Source organism: Candidatus Hydrogenedentota bacterium, from assembly GCA_016791475.1.
Classification (GTDB): domain Bacteria; phylum Hydrogenedentota; class Hydrogenedentia; order Hydrogenedentales; family JAEUWI01; genus JAEUWI01.
In genome coordinates this window covers 44,059-69,518 of sequence record JAEUWI010000008.1, presented here as the reverse complement: position 1 = coordinate 69,518, position 25,460 = coordinate 44,059, and the positions used below count along the sequence as shown (strand labels likewise).

17 protein-coding genes are annotated in these 25,460 nt (G+C 62.3%); 5 read left to right on the top strand and 12 right to left on the bottom strand.

The genetic code is table 11. The features are described 5' to 3' along the window. The first annotated feature begins 4 nt into the window (after positions 1–4). Positions 5–730: a 1-acyl-sn-glycerol-3-phosphate acyltransferase gene (locus tag JNK74_06070; protein ID MBL7645744.1), complete on the top strand. Its 726-nt coding sequence runs from the start codon at positions 5–7 to the stop codon at positions 728–730. Further along, positions 723–1,895 carry a DUF1016 family protein gene (locus JNK74_06065; protein ID MBL7645743.1) on the top strand — a complete coding sequence of 391 codons (1,173 nt, stop codon included), beginning with the start codon at positions 723–725 and terminating at the stop codon, positions 1,893–1,895. The genes JNK74_06070 and JNK74_06065 overlap by 8 nt, the downstream gene beginning before the upstream one ends. A 4-nt stretch (positions 1,896–1,899) precedes the next feature. Here the strand turns inward: JNK74_06065 and JNK74_06060 are convergent, their stop codons facing one another. From JNK74_06060 to JNK74_06050, 3 genes are all read right to left on the bottom strand, one after another. Then, positions 1,900–2,628: a response regulator gene (locus tag JNK74_06060; protein ID MBL7645742.1), complete on the bottom strand. Its 729-nt coding sequence runs from the start codon at positions 2,626–2,628 to the stop codon at positions 1,900–1,902. 1 nt (position 2,629) lies between these two features. Beyond that, on the bottom strand, positions 2,630–4,579 hold the full coding sequence (locus tag JNK74_06055) for a HAMP domain-containing protein (protein ID MBL7645741.1): 1,950 nt from the start codon (positions 4,577–4,579) through the stop codon (positions 2,630–2,632). A 297-nt stretch (positions 4,580–4,876) separates the two neighbouring features. Next, positions 4,877–6,265 (bottom strand): IS1380 family transposase, encoded by a 1,389-nt coding sequence (locus JNK74_06050; GenBank protein ID MBL7645740.1) that lies wholly within the window; start codon positions 6,263–6,265, stop codon positions 4,877–4,879. Between the two features lie 128 nt (positions 6,266–6,393). On the opposite strand from JNK74_06050, the gene JNK74_06045 reads away from it, so the two are divergent. Together JNK74_06045 and JNK74_06040 are read left to right on the top strand one after the other, a co-directional pair. After that, entirely contained in the window at positions 6,394–7,947 is a 1,554-nt protein-coding gene (locus tag JNK74_06045) for an alkaline phosphatase family protein (GenBank protein MBL7645739.1), read from the top strand. 271 nt (positions 7,948–8,218) lie between these two features. Beyond that, positions 8,219–9,331: a glycosyltransferase family 4 protein gene (locus JNK74_06040; protein MBL7645738.1), complete on the top strand. Its 1,113-nt coding sequence runs from the start codon at positions 8,219–8,221 to the stop codon at positions 9,329–9,331. Here the strand turns inward: JNK74_06040 and JNK74_06035 are convergent, their stop codons facing one another. The 9 genes from JNK74_06035 to JNK74_05995 all read right to left on the bottom strand — a co-directional run bounded on the left by JNK74_06035 (position 9,332) and on the right by JNK74_05995 (position 20,504). Next, positions 9,332–9,772, bottom strand: coding sequence for a hypothetical protein (locus JNK74_06035; protein MBL7645737.1), 441 nt, complete (start codon positions 9,770–9,772; stop codon positions 9,332–9,334). A 200-nt stretch (positions 9,773–9,972) separates the two neighbouring features. After that, positions 9,973–11,352, bottom strand: a complete 1,380-nt coding sequence (locus JNK74_06030; GenBank protein ID MBL7645736.1) for an arylsulfatase — start codon at positions 11,350–11,352, stop codon at positions 9,973–9,975. 83 nt (positions 11,353–11,435) lie between these two features. Further along, the gene (locus tag JNK74_06025) at positions 11,436–11,780 is read right to left on the bottom strand and encodes a type II toxin-antitoxin system HicB family antitoxin (GenBank protein ID MBL7645735.1); all 345 of its coding nucleotides are present in this window, start codon (positions 11,778–11,780) and stop codon (positions 11,436–11,438) included. A 327-nt stretch (positions 11,781–12,107) separates the two neighbouring features. Beyond that, positions 12,108–13,157 carry a chemotaxis response regulator protein-glutamate methylesterase gene (locus JNK74_06020; protein ID MBL7645734.1) on the bottom strand — a complete coding sequence of 350 codons (1,050 nt, stop codon included), beginning with the start codon at positions 13,155–13,157 and terminating at the stop codon, positions 12,108–12,110. A 13-nt stretch (positions 13,158–13,170) separates the two neighbouring features. After that, on the bottom strand, positions 13,171–15,459 hold the full coding sequence (locus JNK74_06015) for a chemotaxis protein CheA (GenBank protein MBL7645733.1): 2,289 nt from the start codon (positions 15,457–15,459) through the stop codon (positions 13,171–13,173). 119 nt (positions 15,460–15,578) lie between these two features. Continuing rightward, complete coding sequence (locus JNK74_06010; GenBank protein ID MBL7645732.1) at positions 15,579–17,678, bottom strand: MCP four helix bundle domain-containing protein; 2,100 nt, start codon at positions 17,676–17,678, stop codon at positions 15,579–15,581. 56 nt (positions 17,679–17,734) lie between these two features. Beyond that, positions 17,735–18,244 carry a purine-binding chemotaxis protein CheW gene (locus tag JNK74_06005; GenBank protein ID MBL7645731.1) on the bottom strand — a complete coding sequence of 170 codons (510 nt, stop codon included), beginning with the start codon at positions 18,242–18,244 and terminating at the stop codon, positions 17,735–17,737. Between the two features lie 5 nt (positions 18,245–18,249). Next, positions 18,250–18,753: an ATP-binding protein gene (locus tag JNK74_06000; protein ID MBL7645730.1), complete on the bottom strand. Its 504-nt coding sequence runs from the start codon at positions 18,751–18,753 to the stop codon at positions 18,250–18,252. A 287-nt stretch (positions 18,754–19,040) separates the two neighbouring features. Then, positions 19,041–20,504: a sigma-54-dependent Fis family transcriptional regulator gene (locus JNK74_05995; GenBank protein ID MBL7645729.1), complete on the bottom strand. Its 1,464-nt coding sequence runs from the start codon at positions 20,502–20,504 to the stop codon at positions 19,041–19,043. Positions 20,505–21,292: 788 nt separating this feature from the next. On the opposite strand from JNK74_05995, the gene JNK74_05990 reads away from it, so the two are divergent. Next, on the top strand, positions 21,293–25,456 hold the full coding sequence (locus JNK74_05990; protein MBL7645728.1) for a PAS domain S-box protein: 4,164 nt from the start codon (positions 21,293–21,295) through the stop codon (positions 25,454–25,456). Positions 25,457–25,460: the final 4 nt, after the last annotated feature.

Here is a 25,460-nt window from a genome sequence, read left to right as displayed (position 1 = left end):
CGCTATGGATGAATGGCACTACGATAGCGCGCGCGATCTGGACAAGAATCTGGCGGATGGACTGCGCGACTTTCCCCGCGAGCCGTCCATGTGGATCTTCGCCACGCGATCCGCCGCGGGACTGTTTATTCGCGGTTGCCTGAAGCTCTTCCATGGCTTTCGCGTCACCGGACTGGAGAATATTCCAAACGACTCCGCCTTCGTCCTCGTGGCCAACCATTCGAGTCACTGGGACGCGATTTGTCTAATCTCCATGCTGCCCTTTCGCATGCGCCACCGCATCTTTCCGGCGGCGGCGGCCGACTACTTCTTCACCGCCCTCCCGCGCGTCATGTTTTCCTCGATCATTGTAAACGCTTTGCCTTTTCACCGGACGGCGGGCCCGCAGCAGAGCCTGAAGATCTGCCAGCAGTTGCTCAAGACGCCGGGCAACGTATTGATCCTCTTTCCCGAGGGCACGCGATCCAGGTCGGGGGCGTTGGGCGAGTTTAAGCCCGGTATCGGTCTCCTACTGCGCGGTTGTGCCGTGCCTGTGCTGCCCTGCGCGATCAAGGGGGCCTTTGAAAGCTGGCCCAAGGGACGGCGGCTGCCAAGGCTCACGCGGTTGAGCGTGGTCGTTGGGAAGCCCATGAGTTTCGATCAGGTGGCACCAGGCAAAGGCGGGGCCAAAGAGATAGCACAACAACTGCAGGGGGCGGTTCAGGACCTGCTGGAGGCTGAAGATGACTGAGCATGGCGATACCGGTTTGGGAATCTATCGCGACCTGTTGGGTGACATCAAGAGCCGCGTCCGCGCCGCGCAGGGTCGTGCGGCTCTGTCCGCAAATGCAGAGATGATTCTGCTGTATTGGGATGTGGGACGAATGATCTTAGAGCGCCAAGAGCGAGAGGGGTGGGGTACAAATGTTATTCCACGTTTGGCCGTTGATTTGAAGAACGAATTGCCGGAGGAGAAAGGGTTTTCAGAGCGCAATCTCGGCTACATGATTCAGTTTGCGCGTGAATACGGACCACCGTCAATTTTGCAGCAGGCTGCTGCAAAATTGACTTTTCAAGAAGATGAAAGTGATAAAAGTGAGCAAAAGTCTTCATTGCCAATTTTGCAGCAGCCTGCTGCAAAAATACGACACCTCCCGGAGAGCCCCCTCATTTCTACGAAGCTGGCAGTCGGGTTGCCGTGGTTTCACCATGTTGTATTGATTCAGAAGATAAAAGATCTCCCGACTCGCCTGTGGTACGCCCAGCAGGCCCTGGAACAAGGCTGGAGCCGGGCCACGCTGACAACCCAAATCAAAAACTGCGCCCACGAACGCCAAGGCGGCGCGGTGACCAATTTTGACCGGACCCTGCCCGCTGCGCATGCGGAAATTGCCACCCAGCTCTTAAAAGACCCCTATGTGTTCGATTTTCTGACCTTGGCGGAGCCCTTCCAAGAGCGGGAGCTGGAGGTGGGCCTGTTGACCCATATTCAGAAGTTCCTGCTGGAGTTGGGGCGTGGCTTTGCCTTTGTCGGGCGACAGTACCGGCTGGACGTGGGCGAGAAGGAGTTCTATCTTGACCTCCTTTTCTACCACCTCCATGTGCGCTGCTTCGTCGCTATCGATTTGAAGAAGGGCGACTTCAAGCCGGAGTACGCAGGCAAGATGAATTTCTACTGCTCGGCGGTGGATGACCAACTCCGTCATGAACACGATGCGCCTACCGTGGGTCTCATTCTCTGCCAGAACAAAGACCGCGTGGTCGCGGAGTATGCCCTACGCGATATTCACAAGCCCATTGGCGTTGCGGACTACGAACTCACCCGCGCGCTTCCGGCCAACCTGGCCTCCAGCCTGCCGAGTATCGAAGAGATCGAGGCGGAGCTGACGGAAACCTTGCGGAATGAGGCTGATTGAAGTTTCAACCCACACCCGGGACCTGCTCCAGCATACGTAGGAGGCTGTCTGGGCTGAAAGGCTTATGGAGCACGCTCTTGAGGTCAATCTTGCCTTTCTCATGCGCAGTTGCTATGGCCTCCTCATCAAATCCAGAGATGGGAACAATTCGCAGGTCGGGTCGTGCTTCGCGCACGGCGCTGAATACCTCCGCGCCGCTGGCACCGGGGAGGCGCAGGTCGAGGACCATGGCGTCGAAGGGTTCTTCCAGACAGCGCCGAATCGCCGTCTTCCCGTCGAAGCAGGAGCGCACAGAGAAGCCTGCCACCTCGAGCACGTCGCGGACTTCTCTCGCGAAATCCACGTCGTCGTCCACGATGAGCACGCGGGCGTCCTGTCGCACGCGGTTCAGCAGGGCCTCGACTTCGCCAAAGGCGAGGGGCTTGTGAAAGGAGCCGATCACACCGGTCTCGGTGGCCACGTCCATGAGGTTGTCGAGGCTGTAGGCGGTCATCATGACGACCTTTGCGCCCGGGAAGCGCCGACGGAATTCCCGGAAGCTTTCGACGCCGTTCCAGCCGGGCAGCTTCACATCCATGAAGGTCACGTCGAATTCGCTTTCGGTAAACAGTTCCAGCGCTTCTTCGCCGGAATGGGCCACGGCGGTTTCGTGGCCATGGAGTTGCAGCACGTCGGCCACGCCCTCGGCGAAGTCGCGGTCGTCATCCACCACCAATATGCGAAGATTCTTCATGTCATGTTTTCTCCAGTACCGATGCGGGGAACCACAACGTTGCCGTGGTTCCGCGATTCAGTTCGCTTACAATCTCGACGTTGCCGCCGTGCTGTTCCATGGTTTTCTTTACAATCGGCAGACCCAGGCCCACGCCGAAGGTGCGCGTGCTGAACATGGGCTCAAATATCTTATCGAGAATTTCCGGGGCGATTCCCGGCCCGGTATCGTTCACGCGGACTTCCACCCGGGAGCCTGTGTCTTCAGACTCGATGCGGAGTATGCACGGCGTCCGCCCGTCCTGTCGCTCCATCATGGACTGGCAGGCGTTGCTAAGCAAATTCACGATGCAGCCTTGAATGTGATTTCGGTCGATGGGCAGGGTTGCGCCCGAACTCAGCGAACATGATACCGCCACACCCGTGGGAAAATTGAAATCGTCCAGCACTTGCGCCAGCCAGGAGTCGAGGGGCGTTTCCACACGGTTGGGCGCGCGGGTGCGGGTGTAGTCCAGCAACTCGCCGATGATTCGATTACACCGCACTATACTCCGGTCGGCGCGGTCGAGCGAGCTGGAAACAGCATCGCTTTGATCGCCGAGTCGCTTGCGCAGGGCGTAGATCGAGGTTTGGATGGTGCCAAGGGGATTGCGAATCTCGTGGCTGACCGTGGCGATGACCTGGCCCAGGGTGGCGAGGCGCTCATTGCGGAGCAACTCCGCCTCCAGGGCTTGGCGCTGCCGCACCTGCTCTTGGAGTTTCTCGGCCATCGCGTCAAACTTGGCGCCCAGCGCGCCCAGCTCATCGGCGGCGCCGAGGTTGAGCCGGTGGGCGAAATCTCCCGCGCCGACACGTTCCGTCCCCGCGCGAAGCTGGTCCAGGGAACGAAGCATGGAGCGAACGGTGTGGAACGCGCCCGCGACGGTGGCGAGCAGGACGGCGCAAATCACGGCTATGCCGCCCGCGCCCGCCGACGCGGTGGAACTGGAAAGTTCCAACAGCATATTCCGCAGTTCGGCGACTTCCGAGTTCAGACTCTCCTCGAGGATTGGCAGCAGTTCATTCTGGAGCGCAGGCATCCAGGTCTCGGCGGCTCGTGTACGCGCATCGTCGATGCGTCCGTGGCGCTCATCCTCCAGGAGCAGATTGACATGCTCCTGGAGCATTCTGTTGGCGACGACGAATTTTTCGTAGTGAGGTGGCGCGGGTTCGCCGGAGACCTCCACATAGGCTTCCGTGGCCCTGAGCCAGGCTCCCATCGTTTCATTCAGGGAAACGGTGGTGCTGATTATCTCACGGTCGATTTCAGGCGAGGCGTCGGCCAGGAGCAAGGCGATGCGGCTGGCTTGGCGCTGGAGGCGATCCCGCACCAGGTGCGCGGCGCGGATTTCGGCGAGGGTGGCGCGGGCCGTGGCAAGCTGACCTGGACCGATTCGAGCGATCCAGGGGGTGGTGCCCATGCTGAGCAATATTCCGTCAAAGGCGGTGCTCATCTCGCCAAGATCGTCAACAAAGAGTACCCGTACGCCCGAATCCAGGAGTTGGTCGAAGACGGCGGGATCCGGCGCAGCCTTAGCGTCGAGTGCCGTTCGGAGCCTCTCGAGCTCCGTTTGAAAATCCTGTGCCAGGACTTTAATTTGTGCCAGGTCGTCGGCTTCGTCTCCAATGCCTGCTTGAATCGCGAGGTCTGACGCGGCACTCCAGGCATCAAATGCACGCTCGCAGCCCAGGGCCAGCTCCTCTACTTCGCCGGGTGCGCCGGCGCCGGTGCTCTGCCGATAGAGCACCAGGAGCCGCAGTCGGGCAATTGCCGCCGAAGTGCCCGCCGCCCGTACAAGCTCGTCGAGGACAACATCGGCCTCGCGAAGTCGCTGGCGCGTGTCCAGGTAGGCCGATGCGAGGTAGACGAGCACGGTGGCCGAGATGAGCACGAGCGCGGAGACGAGCAGGAGGAGCCGATAACGGATGCTCATGGTGGATTGAACCTCTCCAGGGGAACGGAGAATTCTACGTGGTGTGGCATGGGGTGGCTCCTTCCAGGTTCGCAACCATGGTACCACGAAGGTTAGCCCGGATATTTCACCACCCGGGGAGCCATCGCGCTTGTAGGTCGTTTTTTTGATTTTGATGCGGATTTTTGGGCGGCGGGTGGCCTCTCGGTCGCTTTGTATCGGCGTATTGACACACCTCCCCCTACCCCCACAGGTTCTTATCGCGCCGGCCGGTCGATTTTGTCGACCTTGGCCCCTGGGGGTGGCGCTGGCGGGTGGCTATGCCGCGCGAGGCCGTGCCTGAAGGGCTTCCCACGCCTTGACGAAGATCTCCTGGAAGGGGCAGGCGTCGGGCATCTGAAGGACGATGCGTCGCACGCTCACCTTGAGACTTACGGCTATTTTGAATAGCTTGAGACGAATGGTTCCGCAAGTCGCGCTGGCCATTTCCGTCGCGGCCAGCGTGGTGGCGCGCATTCGGTTCATGAGGATGTAGGCCATGCTGGAGAACCACAGGCGCAGTTGATTGGCCCGCATGGTGTGGGTGCTGGTGCGGTCGGCGAACAGGTCGAGCTGTTGTTCCTTAATCCGGTTCTCCATATCGCCACGGGCACAGTAGTGCTTCTCGTAGAGGGCGTCGGGCGTTGCATAGTCTTCGGGCAGGTTGGTGACGATGAAGCGGGGATTGGTTTTGCCGGACAACTGTTCGGCCTTGCCAACAACGCGTCGGGCACGATTCCAGGAATTCAGGGTCTGATAGTCGAAGCAGACGTACTCACGGCAGGCCACGCCGGTCAGGCGGTGGCGCAAAGCGGCTTTGAACAAGGCCGGCTCCAGGAATCTGATGAGCCGCGCGTTTTTGGCCAGTCCCAGCAGATAGTAGACGTTGTTCATCTCGCACCATGCCATGATTTCCTCGCGGCAGAAGCCCGAATCGCCGCGCATGATGATGCGCGTGCGGGGAAACTTCGCGCGAATGGCCGTCACCAGTCGTTCCAGTTCCGGCACGGTCCCGTCGCAGGCGTCGATGTTGGAGCGGCGCAACTTGGCCACCAGCAGCTCGTCGCCGCAGGTCACGTAGAGCGGAAGGTAGCAGTAGTGCCCATAGTAACCATGGAAGAACCGGCCTTCCTGATTGCCGTGAAGCGGGTCGTCCGTCGCATCGAAGTCCAGAATGAGCTCGTCCGGCGGTGTCTTGAAGGATTCCAGGAAGAATTCCACCATCAGCGCCTCGATACGCTCCGGGTGATACACAAGCTTCTTGTAGCGCGAACTCGCATTCGCGTCTTCCGGTGTAAGCTCGAGACGATTGAGTGTACTGGGAGAGGCCAGCGGCTTGCCGTGATCGGCTTCGTGCAGGCGTTCCTTACCTTCAAGGTCCTCCCGACCCGACGCCAGGGCAATCAAGGGGTCAAGCCGAAGACGGTCGTGATCATTCAAGTCTTCATAGCCCAGTGCGAGACCGAAGACCCGCTGCCTGAGCAGTGTCGGGAGTGTGTGCTCAACGAGTTCGGCGTCCCGATGATCCGTGAAACAGGCCGCGAGGCGGTCGATGATGTTCAAGCGGGAATCCAGCTCCCGAAGCAGAAGCACACCGCCATCAGAAGAAAGGTGACCGCCATCGAAGGAAGCCACCACCTTGCGCTTTCCAAGACCTTGGAATTCCATCTGAATCGGTGTACACTCTGTATTCACTGGGCCGCTCCTCAAGGGGTTGTTAAGTTGTTGTTCCTTAACTATTTAACACCCTGAGCGGCCCAACTATTTCATGGGGCCGTGAAATTTCCGGGCTAAGCATGGCACGATTCTTACTCATAGGGCTTGATGGCGCGGAACCGTCGCTGGTGGGGCCGTGGATGGACGCGGGGCTTCTGCCGAATCTTGCGGCGTTGCGGGCGCGGGGCGCCTTTCTCCCCCTGGCCAGCACGCAACCGCCGGTGACCTTTCCCGCATGGACCACGTGCGTCACGGGGGTCAACCCCGGTCGCCATGGTATCTTCGATTTCACCGAGATTACACCGGAGCGCGGGCTGCGCTTCGTCAACAGCGGCGACCGCGCCGCGCCCGCGCTGTGGAATATGCTGGACGCCGCGGGCAAGCGCTCGTGTGTCCTCGGTGTACCGGGCACCTATCCGCCGGAGCCAATCAACGGGCTGATGGTCTCGGGTTTCGATTCGCCCGTGACCACCGGGGTGGATCGCAGTTTTGTCTATCCGCCGGAACGTTATGTCGCTGTGCGGGATTGGCCTTTCGCCGATTTTCAGGAACATCACATCGGGCCCGGCTGGCACGCCATGGCGCCGGAAAAGTTGCTCGCGGGCGTGGAGCGGAAGTGCGCCATTGCCGAGTCGCTGCTGCGCGAGGAACCCTGGGATTTCTTCATGGCCGTCTTCGGCGAATCGGACACGGTGTCGCACCATTTCTGGCTCTTTCACGACCCTGAATCGCCGCGCCACCGCCCCGGATTTGAATCGGCGATTTTGCAGGTCTACCAACGACTCGACGCGGCGGTGGGGCGCCTGATCGCGGCTGCGGGCGAGGATGTGGTCGTGGGCATTGTTTCCGATCACGGCTTTGGCGGCGCGGGCACCGGGGTGGTGCATTTGAACAACTGGCTGGCGGAAAAGGGCTATCTGCGTTGGAACGCGGCGGGCCGTGATAGCCTGCTGAAGCGTGCCGCGCTGGGTCTCGTGCCGGAGCGGTGGCGTGGTCATCTCTTTCGTCGATTTGCCGGCCTTGCCGCGAAGGCCGAGGCCCAATCCCGCCTGGGGCGCATCGATTGGAGCCGCACAACAGCGTGGTCGGAAGAGTTAAACTACTTCCCCTCGATTCGGTTGAACGAAGCAGATCCGACCCGGCGCATCGCGCTTGCCGAGCACTTGTGCAGCCAACTGGAGTCGTGGGACTGTGTACGCCATGCCTGGCGGCGCGAAGCCATCTTCAGCGGCCCCGAGGTGCATCGCGCGCCGGACATTATCCTGGAGCTCGCGCTGGAGAATGGCTACGCCCATTCCTGCCTTAGAAGCACGCCGGGCGGCCCCCCCTTCCGCCGCATCCGCGACGATGAGCACCTTGGCGGCAAGGAACGCGGTATGAATGGCACGCACCGCGACACAGGGGTGCTGCTGCTCTCCGAGCGTACGCGCGCAACAGCCGCGTCGCTGGCGGATATCGCGCCTACCGTGCTGGCGGTGCTCGGGGCGCCGGGTCCGGCAATGGACGGGCGATCCCTGCTGGGCGAAGGCTTCGACTCTCGCAAGATCGCGTACGAACGGGGCTCTTCTTCCTATACCGAGGAGGAAGAAGCCATCATGGTGGAGCGCATGCGCGCACTGGGGTATTTGGAATGAACTGCGTTAGAAAAGTGAGCCACGGGGTGCCACCCGTACGCGGCGGAGCGCAGCGGGGGAGCTTACGGGTGACGGGACTACGACACCTGACGACACCACGGGTTCCTCTGCCAGGATTCCTCGCTTCGGTAATTGAAGGGTGCTCAGTCCACTCCCGCCGCACGGCACCCGCAAACTTGGTCGCTTTGGCTCCCGCGTGTGGGGGTGACACCCCCGAGACACATTTGGATACTTCCCGTCGCGCGGCCACATTCGTACGTGGCACCCGCCTATGAAGCTTCGCATCGCACTCGTGGGCGCTTGTCCCTTTCCGGTGCCCCAGGGCTCGCAGGTGTTCATCCGCGACAACGCCCTCGCCCTGCAGGACCGGGGCCACGAAGTTCATCTGGTGGTGTATGGCTATGGTGAGGGCCGGGACACGAGCGGCCTGACGATCCACCGATGTCGCCGGATCCCCGGCGAGGGCAAGACGGCGGCGGGCCCTTCACTGGCGAAGCCCTTCCAGGATCTCGCCATGGTGTTGAAACTGCGGCGGGTGGTGGAGCGCCATCGCATCGATGCGGTGATCGCCCACAACTACGAAGCCCTCCTGGTGGGCCTGGCGGCGGGAAAACGCCCGCTGATCTATCACGCCCACAACGCCATGTCGGACGAGCTCCCCTACTATTTCCGCTGGACGGCGGCCCCGGCGAAACTGGGGCGCTGGCTGGATCGCACCTTTCCGCGGCGGGCCGATCGCGTCATCGCGCCGCACCAGCGCCTGGCGGGGCACCTGGTGGTGCGGGGCTGCGCCCACGATAAAGTCACCGTCATTCCCCCGCCGCTGGACGCCCGGGATTTCGAGGTCTGCGCCGTTGGCGAAGCCCTGCCGCCCGTGCTGTATACGGGCAATCTGGACGCCTACCAGAATCTCGGGCTGCTCTTTGCTTCGATGGAGCGCGTGCGCAGGCGTTTCCCCGAGGCGCGGCTGCGCATTGCCACGGCGGAAGAGGCCAGCTTCCCCGATGCGGACGTGGTGTCCGTGAAGGGCTTCGATTCACTCCATCGCGTGCTGGCGGAAGATTCCGTGCTCGCGCTGCCGCGGGTGTCGTGGTCGGGCTATCCGATCAAACTGCTCAACGCCATGGCGGCGGGCAAGGCCATCGTGGCGTGCCAGAGCGCCGCCTATCCGCTGACCCACGAGGTGGACGCGCTCATCGTGCCGGATGACGACCTCACCGCCTTCACCGACGCCCTGATCCGCCTCATGCTGGATCCAAAGCTGCGCCGCCGACTGGGCGCGGCGGCCCGGGCCAAAGTGGAGCGGGAGCATGAGCCTGAGGCCGTTGGGCGGCAATTGGAGGCTGTGGTGTTGGACGCGATTGGAAAGGAGAAAGCTCCGTGATCAACGCCGGCTCTTGAGCAGGCGCTTCTCCTCGCGTTCTTCTTCTTCGACAAGATTCTGCAGAACCTCGCGCAGCCGCTCGGGAACGGCCTGGCGGATGAGCATGCGGTAGACCGAGATCAGGCTCTCGTCCATTTCCAGCGCCTTGTCGATGACTTCGTCCACCGTGGCGTCGGGGGCGAACTCCAGATCCGCGGGCTGCTTCACCGCGCGCAATTCCGGCGCCACCTTGAACCACGCATCCAGAATCGCCTGGGGTGCGTCGTCCTCATAGGCCTCGATAATCTCGGCAAGGGAGCCCTCGTGACGGGAAAGATACTGGAGCAGGGTTTCCACCTCCGGGGAAAGAACTTCCTTGCTCTTGCGCTCATAAAACTCGCGCAGATCCTTGTGGAATTCCGCCGCCCACCGGAGGAAAAAGAGAAATTGCCGCGGTGCCATGGTGCTCTCCTTTCGCCGGCGGGCCGCATTGGCTGGGACCCGGGCGCTTCACCCGCACGGCGTCGTGCTGTCGGGTCGCGCTCCTGAGCGCGGCAAGCGGCAGCGGCCCGTGTACGGGCTCTACAGCTATTATCCCTCGCATGAATGAATTTTGTAAAGGTTATTGTCCAGCCCCTCTGTGATATCTGGAAACGAAATACTCACGGCGCTCGCTGATAGATCTCGCCGATCGGGTAATCCGGCGAAGGTGTCACCGCACCGGCCATGACGGCCTCCACCGCGCGCACCACCTCCGGGTTCGCCGCCGCGACGTCCTTCGATTCGCCGGTATCGCTTTTCAGATCGTAGAGTTCCATCGGCGCGTCTTTCCCGTTGCGCACGGCCTTCCAGTCGCCCAGGCGGACCGCCTGCAGGTAGGTTTCGCGGCAGTGGCCGTAGTCCCAGTAGAGAAACTCGTGCTGCGCTTTTTGCTCCTCGCCCGTAAGGGCTGGGCGCATGGAGATACCGTCGACGCCCTCTGGCGCGCCCAGCCCCGCAAGCTCGGCCAGGGTGGGCAGGAGGTCGTAGTGGGCCCAGACCTGCTCGCTCGTCCTGCCTGCCGGCACCCGGCCGGGCCAGCGCGCGATCATGGGCACGCGGACGCCACCCTCGTACAGATCGCGCTTGTGGCCGCGCAGGGCGGCGTTGCTGTCGAAGAATTCCACATCATGGCTGTCGCTGGGGTCGGGCCCGTTATCGCTGGTGAAGAGGATCAGGGTGTTGCTGTCGAGGCCCAGCCGCTGTACCAGGTCTGCGATGCGGCCCACATCGCGATCCATGCGCGTAATCATGGCGGCGAAGTTTTTCTCGGTCTGGGGCCAGGTTTCGCCGGTGTAGGGTTCATCGGATGGGACAATCTGTGACTCCGGAGTTTTCTTGGGATAGTCGGAGCTGTGGGGAATGGTGTAGGGCAGATAGAGGAAAAAGGGCCGGTCCTTGTTCGCCTCGATAAACCCGAGGGCTTTCTTCGTGAAGAAATCGTGTGTATAGTCGACCGTCTTGCCTCCGCGGTTGCCGCGCAACTCTACGATGCGATCATTCTCCCAGAGGTAATCGGGGTAATAGAAATGGGCCTGATCCTGATCAAGGTGGCCGTAGAAATAGTCGAAGCCCTGCCAGTTCGCCACGCCCCACGAGCCAGGGTTGCCCAGACTCCACTTGCCAATCGCGCCCGTGGTGTAGCCGGCCTGTTTGAGCACTTCGGCCACGGTGACGTCGTCCGGGCGAAGGAAAATTCCATGGGGGATGTTGTCGCGCACGCGATTGTGACCATTGTGCATGCCGGTCATCAAGGAGCATCGGCTCGGCGCGCACACGGAAGAACCGGCATAGAACTGGGTGAAGCGCGTGCCCTCCGCCGCCAGACGGTCCAGGTGGGGCGTCTGAATACGCTGCTGGCCATAGCTGCCGAGATCGCCATAGCCCAGATCGTCCGCCATGATTAGGATAATGTTCGGCCGCATGCCGGGGCCAGCTTCGGCGCAGGCGAGAGCGGCGGGCAGCACGAGCAGCACGATGAGAAGTCGGGAGAAAGCGTTCATGGACGGATTCCTGAAATGGCCGGAGATTTATCTGCCGTTCAAACTAGGGAAATCCGACACGGAAGTCAAGATCCGCCGACAACCTAAGGCGTCTTCAATGAGCCGGAATTTTGCAGCACCCGCGTGGCGAAGGCATTCAGGCTTTCGTTGGCCTCCCGGGCCGATTCCGCCAACCGCCGGTGAAGCTCCGGTGGCACCCGCAATACGAACTTGCCTGAATAGGGCTTGTTGGGATCCTTCCCTATTTTCTTGCAGTGCTTCAGGTAGACCTCAACGGAGTTCTTGAACTCGTCGCGCAGTTCCTTGATGGACCGGCCCTGAAAGTGAATTGTGTCCTGGATGTTGGTGACAATGCCGAAGAACGAATCATCCTCGGCGTCATACTCCAGTTTGGCTTCGTAGCCGTTGTAAGTGAGGTAATCTTTCATGGTACGACTCCAGTCGCCTGCAGGAACTTACGCAGCGCGGCAACGACACCCCGACGAATGGTGGGTTGGGGATGGGGCCGATGAAAGACGGCCACATCGGCCCACCGGATATTGTTACGCGCGAGCCGCTGCCCTCCTCAAGCTCCGCGCCCAAGCCCTTCAACAGAGACTCCACATCGGCCCACCGGATATTGTTACCCGGATCTTCACAGAAGAGTTTCTCCAGCGTCTTGCGTTGTTTGCTGTTCACCACTCGATGATACTATGGACAGTATCGCTTCGTCAACGGTGACGGCAATTGCGCCGGATACGGCCTCTAGTCCCACCTCACGCCAGCGACAGGATCTTCTCGGGTATCGCGTCCAACGAGCAGACATGCTCCACGGCGCCGCGCTTGACGGCTTCCTGGGGCATCCCGTAGACCACGCAGCTTTGTTCGTCCTGCCCGATGGTGGCGGCGCCCTGATCGCGCATCATACGGAGGCCGTCGGCCCCATCGGCGCCCATGCCGGTCATGATCACACCGATGGCGTTGGCGCCGGCGTAGGTGGAGACAGACTTGAAAAGGACGTTGATGGAGGGTCGGTGTCGACCGACGAGAGGTCCGCGGCGTATGGACACGTAGTATTGCGCGCCGGAACGGGCGAGGAGCATGTGGAAGTTTCCGGGGGCGATAAGGGCACGGCCGGGCTGGACGATGTCGCCGTCTTCGGCTTCCTTGACCTGCATGGCGCAGAGGCTGTCGAGGCGCTCGGCAAAGGCGCGCGTAAAGTGCTCGGGCATGTGCTGGACGATGACGATGCCGGGGGCGTTGGCGGGCAGGGCGGTCAACACGGACTGAAGGGCCTGGGTGCCGCCGGTGGACGCGCCGATGGCCACGACCTTGTTGGTGGTGCGGGTCATGGCGAGAGAGCGGGCCGCCAGGGCGACGGTGTCGGCGTGGAGGGCGCGCCGCTCGAGGTGGGCCGAGGCCGCACCCTTGAGCTTCTCACAGAGGGACTCGGCGAGATCGTCCACGCTGAGGGCGGACCCGGACTTGCACATGACGTCCACGGCGCCGGCCTCCAGCGCCTCCATGGCGAGGGCCCCACCGCGCTGGGTGAGCGAGGAGACGACCACGGTTGGGATAGGGTAGTAGTGCATGAGCTTGCGCAGGAAAGTGATCCCGTCCATGCGGGGCATTTCGATGTCGAGGGTGAGCACGTCGGGCTTGAGCTCGACGATCATGTCGCGGGCGACATAGGGGTTGGGCGCGCTTCCGACGACTTCCAATTCGGGGTCTCGCGCAAGTTCACGGGTGAGCACGCTGCGGACCAGTGCGCTGTCGTCCACAATGAGGACGCGAACCCGTTTGGGAGGGCTTGGCTGCATGGACATGTTCTGCCTCCTTTCAGGCTTTTCGCGCGTTGTTGAGCAGACCGGCCGTATCCAGAATCAGGCCGACGCGCCCGTCGGGCATGATGGCGCCGCCCGCGAGGCCCGGCACGGAGCCCAGGCTCTTGCCCAGAGGCTTGATGACGACCTGCTGCTGGCCGATGAGGTCATCGGCCAGAACGGAGATGCGGCGACCGGCGTCTTCGAGAATCAGCACGATCCCCTTTTCCGGATCGTGTTCCGCATGGGGAATGTCCATGAGCGCGTGGAGCCTGAAGAGCGGTATCAGGCGGTCATGCTGGTGCAACACCTCGCCACTCGTGTTAATGGTGTGTACTTCACCGGGCTCGGGCCGGGTGGCGCGGACCACGTTGCCGATGGGGATGATGAATCGCTCTTCCCCGACCATGACGGCCATACCGTCGATGATGGCGAGGGTGAGGGGAAGGCGGATGGAGAACGTGGACCCGACGCCGCGCTCGGAGCGGATGTCGATCCGGCCGTGGAGCGCGTTGATGTTGCGCTGGACCACATCCATGCCCACACCGCGCCCGGACACGTCGGTCACTTCTTTCGCGGTGGAGAATCCGGGCTGGAAAATGAGATTCCACACGTCGCTGTCCGGCGGTTCTTCGCCCGGCTGCACCAGGCCGCGCTCCACCGCCTTGGCAAGAATGGCCTTCCGATCCAGGCCCTTGCCGTCGTCCGTAATGTCGATATAGATGCCGCCGCCTTCGTGGTAGGCCCGGAGGATGACTTTCGCCTGTCGGGGCTTGCCGGCGGCTTCGCGGGCCTCGGGGCTTTCGATGCCGTGGTCAACGGAGTTGCGCACCATATGCATGAGGGGATCGGCCACCATGTCCACCACGTTCTTGTCGAGCTCGGTGTCGTCGCCTTCGGTGATGAACTCGACGTCCTTGCCTTCCTTCTTCGCCAGATCGCGAACCAGCCGGGCCATCTTCTGAAAAGTGCCGCGCACGGGCACCATGCGCATGGACATGGAAATGGACTGGAGCTCGCGCGTGATCTTGTCCATGTGGCCCAGGCGTCGGGCGAGCAGGGCTTCGGAGTCTTCGCGGCCCATAGGGGTCTGACTGACCATGGCCTCGGCAATAACCAACTCACCGATGAGATCAACCATGAGATCGAGACGGTCCGCATCCACCTTGATCGACTCCCGCGCCTGAACGATGGGGCGGCGCTGCTCCTGCTGCTTGCGCAGGGCCTCTACGGCGTCGCGCGCGCTGACCGCGCCGGTGCTGACGAGGACTTCGCCCAGCTTTCGGGGCGGGTCGGCGCTGGCCTGCACGTGGAGCGCCGCGGTGACCTCTTCGGAAGTCGCCGTTCCGCTTTCGATAAGGATCTGGCCCACGCGCTTGACCGGTTTGCCCTGGCCGGTGAGCGCCTCCAGGCGCATCACGAGATCGCGAATCCATTCGGTGGACCGGGGCGCGGCGCCGCTCCCCAGTACCGCCTGCTGATCCTCCACCAACTGCTTGAGCCCGTCGGCGGCCTCGAAGCAGAGATCAATGACGGGGCCTTCCATCCGGATCGTCCCCTGGCGCACTTTGTCGAGGAGCGATTCCGCCACGTGGGCGAGAGACTGGATGGCGCTCATCTGGAGGAGGCCCGCCCCACCCTTGACGGTGTGGAAGGCGCGAAACACGGCCGCGATGGCCTCGGCGTTCTCCGGCTCCGCCTCCAGCGTGAGCAGGTGAATGTCCGCCTGTTCCAGGTGCTCCCTGGCTTCCTGAAGAAACTCGTTCAACAGCTCGGGGTCGCCGCAGAAACTGTCCACGACGTCCGGGGTGTCGCCCTCGTCCTCTCCCCCGTCTTCGAAGGCTTCGCAGTCGGAATTCGTGGCGTTGTCGTTCTTCTCGGCGCCATCCAGCGCCCATTCGGCGGGCAACGGAGGCACATGGCCACGTCGCACGGCCGAACGCATGAAATCCACCATCTGGCCCAGCGCTTCAAAGGTTGCTTCGGGCTCGTTGCACTCTTCCATGATGATGACCGCGAGGAGCCCTGCCGCATGCCGGGCAACAACCACGAGGTCCGGCAAGGTCTCGGCTTGGAGCACATCCCGGGCCACTTCCTCGAAATCCGTGTGGAGCGCCGCGAGTCCGGCGAGGTCGTGCGCGTCGAGGAAAACAAGTTTTTCGCCGATGGCCTCCAGAGCCGCTTCGATTCGGGCGCCGAGTTCCGTCTGTGTCACAATCTCATCCCCTTCCCAGGCAGCCATCGCCACGGTTTCGACCGCAATCTCTTGGCATTCCATCAGCCCCGAACCGGTTTCTTCCATCACGGTTGATTCTAACTCGGCTTGTCCCATGGCTTCACTCACTTTCTTTCGCACTGGCGATACGCACCCTGACCTCCGGGCTGGCCCGCCCCCGCGATAGTCGGGGGCGGGCATCGCGATCGCTAGAATTCTTTGAAATCGTCTTCGTCCAGCGGAATTACACTTTCGGCGGCAACACTGGCGTGGGTAAGTTCCTGCGCGTTCCGCATGGAACGGGCGCCGTCTTCGCTCCGCACACTGGATTCTTTACTACTGAGGGCGTAGCGGGCGCGTTGCGCCTTTGTCGCTTTCCAGGACTCCCGGCGCGCGGGCAGGTGCTTCACGGTCGACTCGGCCGTATAGCCATTGTTGGCCGCGCCCGCGCCCTTGACCATGGCGGTGAGCTCCACCACCATGTCCTGGAGTTCCCGCGCCTGGGCGGAGAGCTCTTCGCCCGCCGCCGCCGACTCTTCGGCGTTGGCCGCGTTGGACTGGGTCACCTGATCCATGTTGCTCACGGCCAGGTTGATCTGTTCCACGCCCTGGGTCTGTTCGCGGCTCGCCGCCGACACTTCGGCAATGAGCTGGGCCACCTTGTCGATACTGCTGGCCACCTGACCAAGCACCGTGCCCACTTCCTGCGCCGCCGTCACACCCGACTTGGCGTTCTGCTGCGACTCTTCAATGAGCGTGGAGGTGTTCCGCGCCGCCTGCGCGCTGCGCTGCGCCAGGTTGCGCACCTCTTCGGCCACCACCGCAAAGCCCTTGCCGGCTTCGCCCGCCCGGGCCGCTTCCACCGCCGCGTTCAGCGCCAGCAGATTGGTCTGGAAGGCGATCTCGTCGATGGTGCGGATGATCTTGGCCGTCTCGTCCGACGACACCTTGATCTTCTCGATGACCGAGCTCATGGTCTGCATCGCCTGTGTGCCGCGCACCGCGCCGTCGCGCGCTTCGCGGGCCGCACTGTTCGCCTGCTCGGCGTTGCCGGAATTCTGGCGGGTCATGCTGGAGAGCTCTTCGAGCGAAGCCGAACTCTCTTCGAGGGAAGCCGCCTGCGAGCTTGCGCCCTCGGCCAGGCCCTGGCCCGACTGGGCAACCTGGTTCGCGGCCGAGGCCACCTGCTCCGCGCCACCACGGAGACCGTCGATAATGCGCTGCAGCGGGCCCGTAATCGAACGGGTGATGAAGATAGCCAGCGTGACGCCCAGAACCACCGCAATCGCAAGACCGATAACCATCACGGTCGACGCCACCCCGAGAGCGCTGGACGCGTCGGTGCTGGCCGTGGAGGCGGTCTTCATGCCATCCTTGGAGGCGGTTTCCGCGGCTGTCAGCACGAGGTCGGCGGCGGCGCCGCGCTTTTTGCCCAGTTCTTCGCGCTTCAACCAGCTTTCGAGGAAGCGGGTCATGCCGTCATTGTAGGCCTGGCCGGCGGCGCGGCAGTCCTCAATCTGCTTCAGGTTCAATTCCTGCGTGGTAATCGCTTTCAATTCATCCAGTTTGGCATTGACCTCGGCAAACTTCTTCTGTGTTTCGGTGAAAAGGGCCGGGTCGCGCAGGGAGATGGCTTTCCAGACACCGATGCGGATATTGTTGCCCAGTTCGATGATATCATTCGTCATGGCGGTCTTGGTGAAACGTTCCTGGACCTTCTTGGCCTTTTCGGAGGCCGTGGCCGCCGTACTTACCGCCGTGGCTTCCGCGCCCGCGGCCGAGGCGCCCGCCAACTCGGCGATTTCCGCATTCAGCTTATCCGTCTGATCTTTCAGAAAGACATCGCAAATGCTCATGTACTCCTGAGCGGCCTTGTTCAGCGCCTCTTTCTCCACGTTGAGTGCTTCCGTGGTGGTCACCGTCTCCTCAAGGAGCTTCTCGTACTCCAGGGCGGCCGCTTCCGCGCCCCTGGCCTTGGCGTCGAGATCGGTGTCATTGAAGGTCGCCGCGTGCGCCTCCACCTGCTTCAGAAAATCCTTCACCTTGGCGAGTTCTTCGCGCGCCGTGTCCAGATAGGGTTTTTCTTCCGTGAAGGCGTAGCCTCGGGTGGCGTACATGGTCTTGAGCGAGTAGCGCTCCACTTCCGTGGCCAGCCCGACCTCGGGCATCGCCGACGTCGCGAGCATTTCCGCCGTGTTCTTGACGCCGTTCATGTTGACGACGGCGAGACCGCCAAGGGCGATCGCGATGACAAGCAGCAGCGTGAAGCCCATGCCGATTTTTGATCCAAGTTTCATGCTCTTAAACATAAGCCTGTTCTCCCAGTGTTAAACCCTGTTCAGCTTCGAAACACTCGAAGCCCTGCTCAAACCGCTTCCGCGGGTATATCCAGATCGAGCGCCACGCCGGACTCGATGACACGGGCCATGTCCAGCAGGATGACCACCTTGCCGTCCACCTTGCCCATGCCCCGAAGGAAGGCGTCGCCGTGGGCGCCCCCCAGGTCGGGCGGGGATTCGATATTCTCGGCGTGGATATTGATCACTTCCGAGACTTCATCCACCACCACCCCCATGGTGATCGAGTCGCCCGCCCGCGCAAGCTCGATGACGATAATGCAGGTCAGCGAGGTTTCATCCCGGTCGGGCACGCCGAAGCGCCGCGACAGACTCATCACCGGAATCACTTTTCCCCGCAGGTTGATGACCCCACGGATAAATTCGGAAACCTTGGGAATGCGCGTGATCGGCATCAGACCGATGATTTCCTGCACGCAGAGAATTTCTATGCCGTAGGTCTCCGGGCCCAGCTTGAAGGTCAGATACTTGCCCGCCATACCGGCGGCTCCGATTTCCTGTCGTGCGCTGTCTGTCATGGCCGTCACTCCTTTCCTGATGCGTTGCTTGATGGGGGTTGAAATTGCGTCGGATTGTGCTCGTCCAGGTTCCAGGAAACCTGGCAGACGGTGCGGCGCCCGCCGAGCTCGAAGCGCAGGGAATCGCTGAGCGCGTTCACCAGCCGCAGGCCGCCCCGGCTCGAATCCGAGGGGCTGTCGAGGAATTGAAGATCCACGTCGTCCGCGGTGAAGCCCAGACCTTCATCGGTGACGCTCAACTCGACCGAGTGGGGGCTGAGACGCGTGACGCGGCACACGACACCCCGCCGGGGATCGTTGCGATTGCCGTGCTCGATGGCGTTGCCCAGCAACTCGCGGAGCACAAGATTTACTTTGGGCATTTCCCCGCCTCCGGGACCCGCGGCAAAGGTGCTGCTCGCGAGGCAGATCCCCGGAACAAGTTCGCGGAGAGAGGAGAAGCGGAGCTCGATTGCGCTGCAGCCCGGCGTCGATGGGTGGGGTGGAATGTCGTCTCGTAATGCGTACATGGCCCAATCTCCTTTCAGGGTTGCTGCCCTGCTAATGCATGGACCGTGCCAGCATCAGCCAGGGAAGGATTGGGCTGAAAACAGGAGCAATTGGCGCCCCGGCGCGCAATAGCGGGATGCGCAAATCGGAACAGGGCCGGGAGAGCGCACGCACCAACCCATTGTGGATCAACGGGTTAAGCGCATGTTCAGATCGGCACTGCTGTGCCGATTTTCACACCCCGCCCCGGAGCGGCCCTGTGGATCCGGATGAGATTCGGTGAAGGGCCCCGAAATCGCTCCGTGAATTACTCGGCGGCCTCGGAAGACGAGGTCTCGTGATTGTGGAGACGCTTGTTCAAGGTCGTGCGCGAAATGCCGAGCATGCGCGCCGCGATGCCCTGATTGCCATCGGCGCGGCGCAGGGCGTCTTCGATCAACTGGGCCTGGGCTTCGGCGATGGTGGGGAGTACGTCCATCTGGTGGAACAGGTTGGACGGATTGGGAGCGTGGCCGTTGCCCCCCGCGGGCACCGTCTCGCGAGGCGCGCCTTCCCGCACGAGATAGGGCTCGAACAATGCAAGGGACAGGGCGTGTCCCCGGGCTTTGGCGACACCATCGAATATCATGGCTTCCAGCTCGCGCACATTGCCCGGAAAAGCGTGGGTATTGAGCAATTGAAACAGGGCCTGGGGAATCACGGGAGGATCCACGCCCAGATCCGCCGCCGCCCTGACCACGAAATGGCGCACCAGCGGAACGATATCGCGCCGGCGCTGGCGCAAGGGAGGAATCTCGATGAAGTGGGTGGAAAGGCGGTAAAACAAATCGCCGCGAAAAGTACCCGCGTCCCGCATGGCCTTCAAGTCGCGATTGGTGGCGAAGATGAAACGAGCGCTGGTGCGCTGGAGCCGATCCGACCCCAGGGCCCGGAATTCGCGCTCCTGGAGCAGACGCAAAAGCTTAACCTGCGACGGCGCGGAAAGATCGCCAATCTCATCCAGGAACAAGGTGCCCGATTCGGCGCTCTGCACCAGCCCCTGGCGCGCGCCCGAGGCGCCGGTAAAAGCCCCGGCCACGTGGCCGAAGAGGGCGTCGCTGAACATATTGTCGTCGTAGCCGGCCACCGTCTCGCTGACAAACGGACCGGGTACGCCGCTGGCGCGGTGCAGCGCGCGGGCGATAAGTTCTTTGCCCACGCCGCTCTCACCGGTCACCAGGACCGGTTTTCGAGAGGGCGCGATGGTTTCCACATAGTGGAAGATCGAGCGCATGTTCGCGCTCTCCGCGATGATGCCCTCGAAAACTTCCGGATGGTCCAGATGGTCCTGGGTGGATTTGTTGATGAAGGTGCGGTATTCATCCCGCAGTTCGCCGATCTCCAGGGCGTGGGTCACGCTGGAAATGAGCCGCCTCGGCTCCACCGGCTTGGAAAGATAGTCCCGCGCGCCCAGCCGCATACAGCGGATCGCGGTTTCGAGATCGCTCTCCCCCGTGATCATGATAACGGGCACGGCGGGATGGGCCTCCCGGATCTGGGCAAGCAGCTCGTGGCCCTGCACCCCGGGCATGTGAAGATCCAGCAGCACGAGGCTGACGGGCCGCGTGGCGAGCAGGGCGGGCACGAGGGATGCATCCGACTGGGTCACGACATTGGAAAGCCCCTCGGACTTCAGGGTGAGTTCGATTACCCGGAGCACCTGGGGTTCATCATCGATGGCCAGGATGGGATCGGCCGGATAGAGGCGATTTTTCGCGCCGATTTCAATCATCTGAAAACTCCCGCTCTATTCTTGCGGATCCCGCGGGGCTCAATTCCGCGAGGCCCGTTGGCCGACTCCCCATGGCGCGCTAACGCGGGATTCGGCTCCGCTTTTCCCGACCACTGATTGCTAGCCTATCACAATACGGCTCGGTCAATCACCGCGTTCTTGCCAGGACGGGGCTTTCGCATCCAATTTATGGTCCATCCCCAGGCCGGAGAAAACGCAATGATGACTCGGACACGTCTTCACCATCACGCCGCCCCTGGATTGCGCACGGAACTTCACGAAAGAAACCGTGTTCAAGACGGTATGACCGGAGCTTGGCGCACGGTGGAAGCAACTGGTTTTCTGAGGTATCGAATAGATTCTCTGTCGTTCACGCAACGGTCCCCCATAGGTTGCCCTGCCATGAACCCGCGAGAATCGGTATCGACGCTTCCTTGTCTTCCGGTACAGGCTTTTCAGAAGTCCTCGCCGCGTTTCGAAATTTAATGGCTTGGGCCGGGCATCACGCCGCAGCGGCGCTGTTGCCCAGCCGGACCTGCGGCGTGGTATACTGTCAGAAATTGGTCACTATTGTGCGGGACGATTTCCCTGAAATTGCCCTGATATCCACTTTCGGGCAAACCCGCAACGTGGCGATCCATTTCATCAGGTATCTACCCGATGTTGATGGTTGTATGTACATGGGGGCGTTTTCCTGGCGCTGGAGACGCGCCCACTGGGACACGAACCCGGGAGGCTGACCTCTTACTTCCCCCCCACGTACCGGCGCATTCAAGCGGGGTACGCCCGTGAGCCGCGAAAACGTCCGGAAGGTCTATCTCCCCACAATCCTGTCCACCGTCCTGTTTCTCGGTGTGCTGGCGCGCGCCTACTGGCTCTTTGACGCCTCCTTCAAACCGGTGTACCGGCCGAATCGCCATCTCCATGAAGCCGCCTATGCCCTCAACCAGACCATGGAACACGCCCTGAAACGCGATGGCGTTGATGGTTTCGCCCGGCTGCGGGCCGCACGGGAAGGCATGGCGGGGGTCACCGGCCCGTTGGCGGAAGTCGCGGACGACGAGCTGGTCAAACATTCCGCCCGGATTGAGGCCCGCCTGGCCGAGGCCGTCGCCGCGGGCCAGCCCCTGGACGCGGACGGCTGGTTGCCCATTCTTCAAGATATCGCCGCCCTTCAGGTGCGCTTGAATCTGAAGGATCAGGGGATGCTGTTGGAAATACGGAATCGGTTCCACGGCGCCTTTGATCGCATGGACTACTACGCGATTGGGAGCGTTCTGCTCGTGGTCGCCATGTGGCTGGTGAACAGCTTCTGGCTGGTGCCCCGCTACGCCGTCCGCCCGCTGGAGGCGCTGCTTAAAGCGCAACGCGAACAGGAAGCCCACGTGCGAAAAAGCGAGGCGCAGATGCAGGCCATCGCCAATGCGGTCGCTTCGGGTATCGCCCTCGCCGGTGACGACGGTCGCATCAAATTCTGGAACCCTTCGGCGGAGCGACTGCTGGCTTGCCCGCGCAACGTCGCGCTGGGCGCGCCCCTGATCGAAATACTGACGGGGGCGGATGGGAGTCCGTTGCCGATTTTGTCGGGCTCACCGGAGCCCGGAAGCCGGGATCACCTGGTTGAGGATGTCGTGGTGCGCAAACACGATGGAGACCACCTGGCAGTGTCCCTGTACCACACGTCGGCAACGCTCGACGGGAGCCCCCACACGGTGGTGGTGTTCCGCGATGTGACCGAGGAACGTCAACTCCAGGCCGAATTGAACAAGCGCCACGCCGAGTTGCAGGCCCTGTACGAAAACACGCCCGTAATGATGGGGCTGGTTGACGAATCAACCACAATCCGCTTCGGCAATCCCGCCTTCATCGCCTACGCCAGTCCCGAAGAGGGCTCGTGCCTGGGCATGCCCCTCGGCGATGCGCTGGGCTGCATCCACACCCATGATTTCGAAGACGAATGCTGTTCGACCGGAGCCTGCGGGGCCTGTTGCCTGCGGGCCGTGGTCCGAACAACGCTGGAAGGCGGCAACGCCCCCCACGAATTTGAACACCACGCCCTGCTGCGGCGGGGCGGTCAAACGCGACCCGTCACCCTCTTGGGAACGGCGGTTCGGCTGGACGCGGGCGACGATCCCCGGGTGCTCCTCTGCCTGCAGGATATCACCGCGCGCAAGCAGACCGAGGAGGCCCTGCGGCGCAGTGAAGAGCGTATGGCGCTGGTCCTGGAAGCGGCAACGGACGGCTGGTGGGATTGGGACCTGGTCAACCACGACGTCTTCTACTCGCCGCGGTGGTGGGGCATGCTCGGTTACGCGCCCGACGCCCTTTCGCCGGATGAGGACTTGTGGCGCCGCCTTACCCATCCGGACGATGCGGAACGGATTAACGGATTCTTTCAACACGTGTTGCAAACCTGTACCGAGAACTACGAAGTGGAGTTCCGGCTCCTCCACGCGGATGGCCACTACGTTCCAGTGCTCTCCAAGGGGCATTTCATTCGCGATGCAGAAGGCCTTCCCCTGCGCGTCTGCGGCTTCAACATTGATCTGAGCGAGGCCAAGCGGCGCGAAAGCGAATATGAAGAATTGATCCAGACTTCCATGGACGGCTTCTGGGTCGCCGATGCCGGCGGGCGTATCCTGCGGGTCAATCACGCCATCTGCGAAATGCTCGAGTATTCGGAGCACGAACTGCTCCGGATGAGTATTGCCGATGTGGAAGCCAACGAATCGCAGGCGGATGTGGCCGGTCACATCGAGAAGATCATGAAGCTCGGTCACGATATCTTCGACACGCGATTGCGCCGACACGACGGCTCGCTGCTTGAAGTGGAGGCGAGCGTAAGTTCTCCGCCGGAATCCAAGGGCCAGGTTTTTGCCTTCCTACGCGATATCTCCGAGCGCAAAGCCTATGAAGCCAGCCTTCAGGCGAGCGAGACCCGTTTCCGCTCCTACATCGAGCACGCACCCGTTGGGGCCGTGGTCGTGGATCGGACCGGGCGCTATCTCGAGGCCAACCGCGCGGCGGCGGAGCACCTCGGCTACACACGCGAGGAGTTTCTCGGATTGTCCATCAAGGACCTGCGCATCGATACATTCGAGGCCCTTGCCGACCGACATTTTCAGCGGGTGATTCGTGGCGAAAAAAGTGCCATTGAGGTGCCGCTCCGACGCAAGGATGGCGGCACCGCGCCCACGGAAGTACACGCCTCACGACTTGACGACAATCATTTCCTCGGATTTCACATCGACTTGAGCGAGCGAAAAAAAGCCGAGGCCGCCCTGCTTCATCAGGCGGCGCTGGACGCGGTCCTGGCGGAAGTTTCCCAAGCCATGGTGGTGGAAGAAAGCGACGCGGACATCGCCGGCCAAATCCTGCGCCACGCCGGTCGGCTCGCCGGGACCGCCCTGAGCTGCCTGATGATCCCGGGCGAATCGCCGGGCTGCGCCACGGCGATACGGCCCGACTTGCCGGACCTGACGCTTCCGGGTACGGCCGACGAGGAAGACCCCGACCTTCCCCTGCTGGAAAGGCTCTGGAACGATCTGGGCCGAGTCGAGGCACCGCGCACCACTAACGTCCTCGTGCCCGGCGCGGGAGCAACCCTGCCCGGCGCTCATTCGCCAATCAGGGTTCTCGTGCTCCCCATACTTCAGGGCGGCGAGTGGCTGGGGCAGATCGTCCTCGCCCACCCGTCCCAAGACTTCAGTTCGGTCGATGTGACTTCGCTCGGGCGCCTGGCGGAGCTCTATCGCCTGCACCTGCAAGGCATGCGAATCCGGCGGGAACTGGAAATGAGCCGACAGCAGTTTCTCCAGGCGCAGAAGATGGAGGCCGTGGGGCGGCTGGCGGGCGGCGTGGCCCACGACTTCAACAATATCCTGGGCGTAATCATCGGCTACTCCGAATTCGCCCTGCGCAATGAAGCCTGCACCACCGAGTTGCGGGAACACCTGGAATCCATGCGCACGGCGGCGCTGCGCGGGGCCGACCTCACCCGGCAGCTCCTCGCTTTCGCGCGAAAGCAGACCGTTCAACCCCGGCGTCTGGACCTGAACGAGAACGTGGGCGCCATGCTCAAACTCCTCGGACGGCTCGCGGGCGAGCGGATAACCCTGTTCTGGCATCCCTTGAGCCGTCCCTTGCCCATCCAGATCGATCCCTCCCAGTTTGACCAGTTGCTGGCCAACCTGATCGTCAATGCCCGGGACGCCATGAGCGGCTGCGGCACCGTCACCATCGGAACCGCCCTGGAGTTTGTGGACGATGAACGGGGCGTGCTGCTCGGCAGAGAACGAAAGTCGGGCTCCTTCGCGGTGTTGTCTGTGGCCGACACGGGCTGCGGGATGGACGCGGAAACGCTGAACCACATCTTTGAACCCTTCTTCACGACCAAGCCGGAGGGCCAGGGCACGGGCCTGGGCCTTGCCACCGTCCATGGCATCGTCCATCAGAACGGCGGCTTTGTGACGGCGGACAGCGAACCCGGCCAGGGGACCACCTTCCGGATCTACCTGCCCATCCAGGAATGCGAAAGCGCCGACGGCATTAACCACCCGGATCGACCGAAGGGCGACCCCTCGGGATCGGAGACGATCCTGCTGGTGGATGACCAGGGCGACTTTCGCGAGGCCTGCCGGACCATATTGCAAAGTCTGGGATACCGAGTCATCACCGCCCGTAACGGCGACGACGCCCTGCGCTCGCTCAACGGCGACACCGACAAGATTCAGCTACTCATCACGGACCTCGTGATGCCAGGTATGAACGGTCGCGACCTCTGGGCCCACCTGAGCGCGCGCTGCCCGAAGCTTCGCTGCATCTACATGTCGGGCTACACCGCCGACATCATTGGCGAGCAGGGCGTGCTGGACGAGAAAGTTTGCTTTATCGACAAGCCCTTCTCCATGGGCACCCTCGCCCAGCGGATCCGGGAAGTCCTGGACGCCTGACGGG

Excerpts from the sequence above, each read along its gene's own strand:
- JNK74_06070 (MBL7645744.1), top strand. The coding sequence starts at position 5 with ATGGATGAATGGCACTACGATAGCGCGCGCGATCTGGACAAGAATCTG.
- JNK74_06065 (MBL7645743.1), top strand. The coding sequence starts at position 723 with ATGACTGAGCATGGCGATACCGGTTTGGGAATCTATCGCGACCTGTTG.
- JNK74_06060 (MBL7645742.1), bottom strand. The coding sequence starts at position 2,628 with ATGAAGAATCTTCGCATATTGGTGGTGGATGACGACCGCGACTTCGCC.
- JNK74_06055 (MBL7645741.1), bottom strand. The coding sequence starts at position 4,579 with ATGAGCATCCGTTATCGGCTCCTCCTGCTCGTCTCCGCGCTCGTGCTC.
- JNK74_06050 (MBL7645740.1), bottom strand. The coding sequence starts at position 6,265 with ATGGAATTCCAAGGTCTTGGAAAGCGCAAGGTGGTGGCTTCCTTCGAT.
- JNK74_06045 (MBL7645739.1), top strand. The coding sequence starts at position 6,394 with ATGGCACGATTCTTACTCATAGGGCTTGATGGCGCGGAACCGTCGCTG.
- JNK74_06040 (MBL7645738.1), top strand. The coding sequence starts at position 8,219 with ATGAAGCTTCGCATCGCACTCGTGGGCGCTTGTCCCTTTCCGGTGCCC.
- JNK74_06035 (MBL7645737.1), bottom strand. The coding sequence starts at position 9,772 with ATGGCACCGCGGCAATTTCTCTTTTTCCTCCGGTGGGCGGCGGAATTC.
- JNK74_06030 (MBL7645736.1), bottom strand. The coding sequence starts at position 11,352 with ATGAACGCTTTCTCCCGACTTCTCATCGTGCTGCTCGTGCTGCCCGCC.
- JNK74_06025 (MBL7645735.1), bottom strand. The coding sequence starts at position 11,780 with ATGAAAGATTACCTCACTTACAACGGCTACGAAGCCAAACTGGAGTAT.
- JNK74_06020 (MBL7645734.1), bottom strand. The coding sequence starts at position 13,157 with ATGTCCATGCAGCCAAGCCCTCCCAAACGGGTTCGCGTCCTCATTGTG.
- JNK74_06010 (MBL7645732.1), bottom strand. The coding sequence starts at position 17,678 with ATGTTTAAGAGCATGAAACTTGGATCAAAAATCGGCATGGGCTTCACG.
- JNK74_06005 (MBL7645731.1), bottom strand. The coding sequence starts at position 18,244 with ATGACAGACAGCGCACGACAGGAAATCGGAGCCGCCGGTATGGCGGGC.
- JNK74_06000 (MBL7645730.1), bottom strand. The coding sequence starts at position 18,753 with ATGTACGCATTACGAGACGACATTCCACCCCACCCATCGACGCCGGGC.
- JNK74_05995 (MBL7645729.1), bottom strand. The coding sequence starts at position 20,504 with ATGATTGAAATCGGCGCGAAAAATCGCCTCTATCCGGCCGATCCCATC.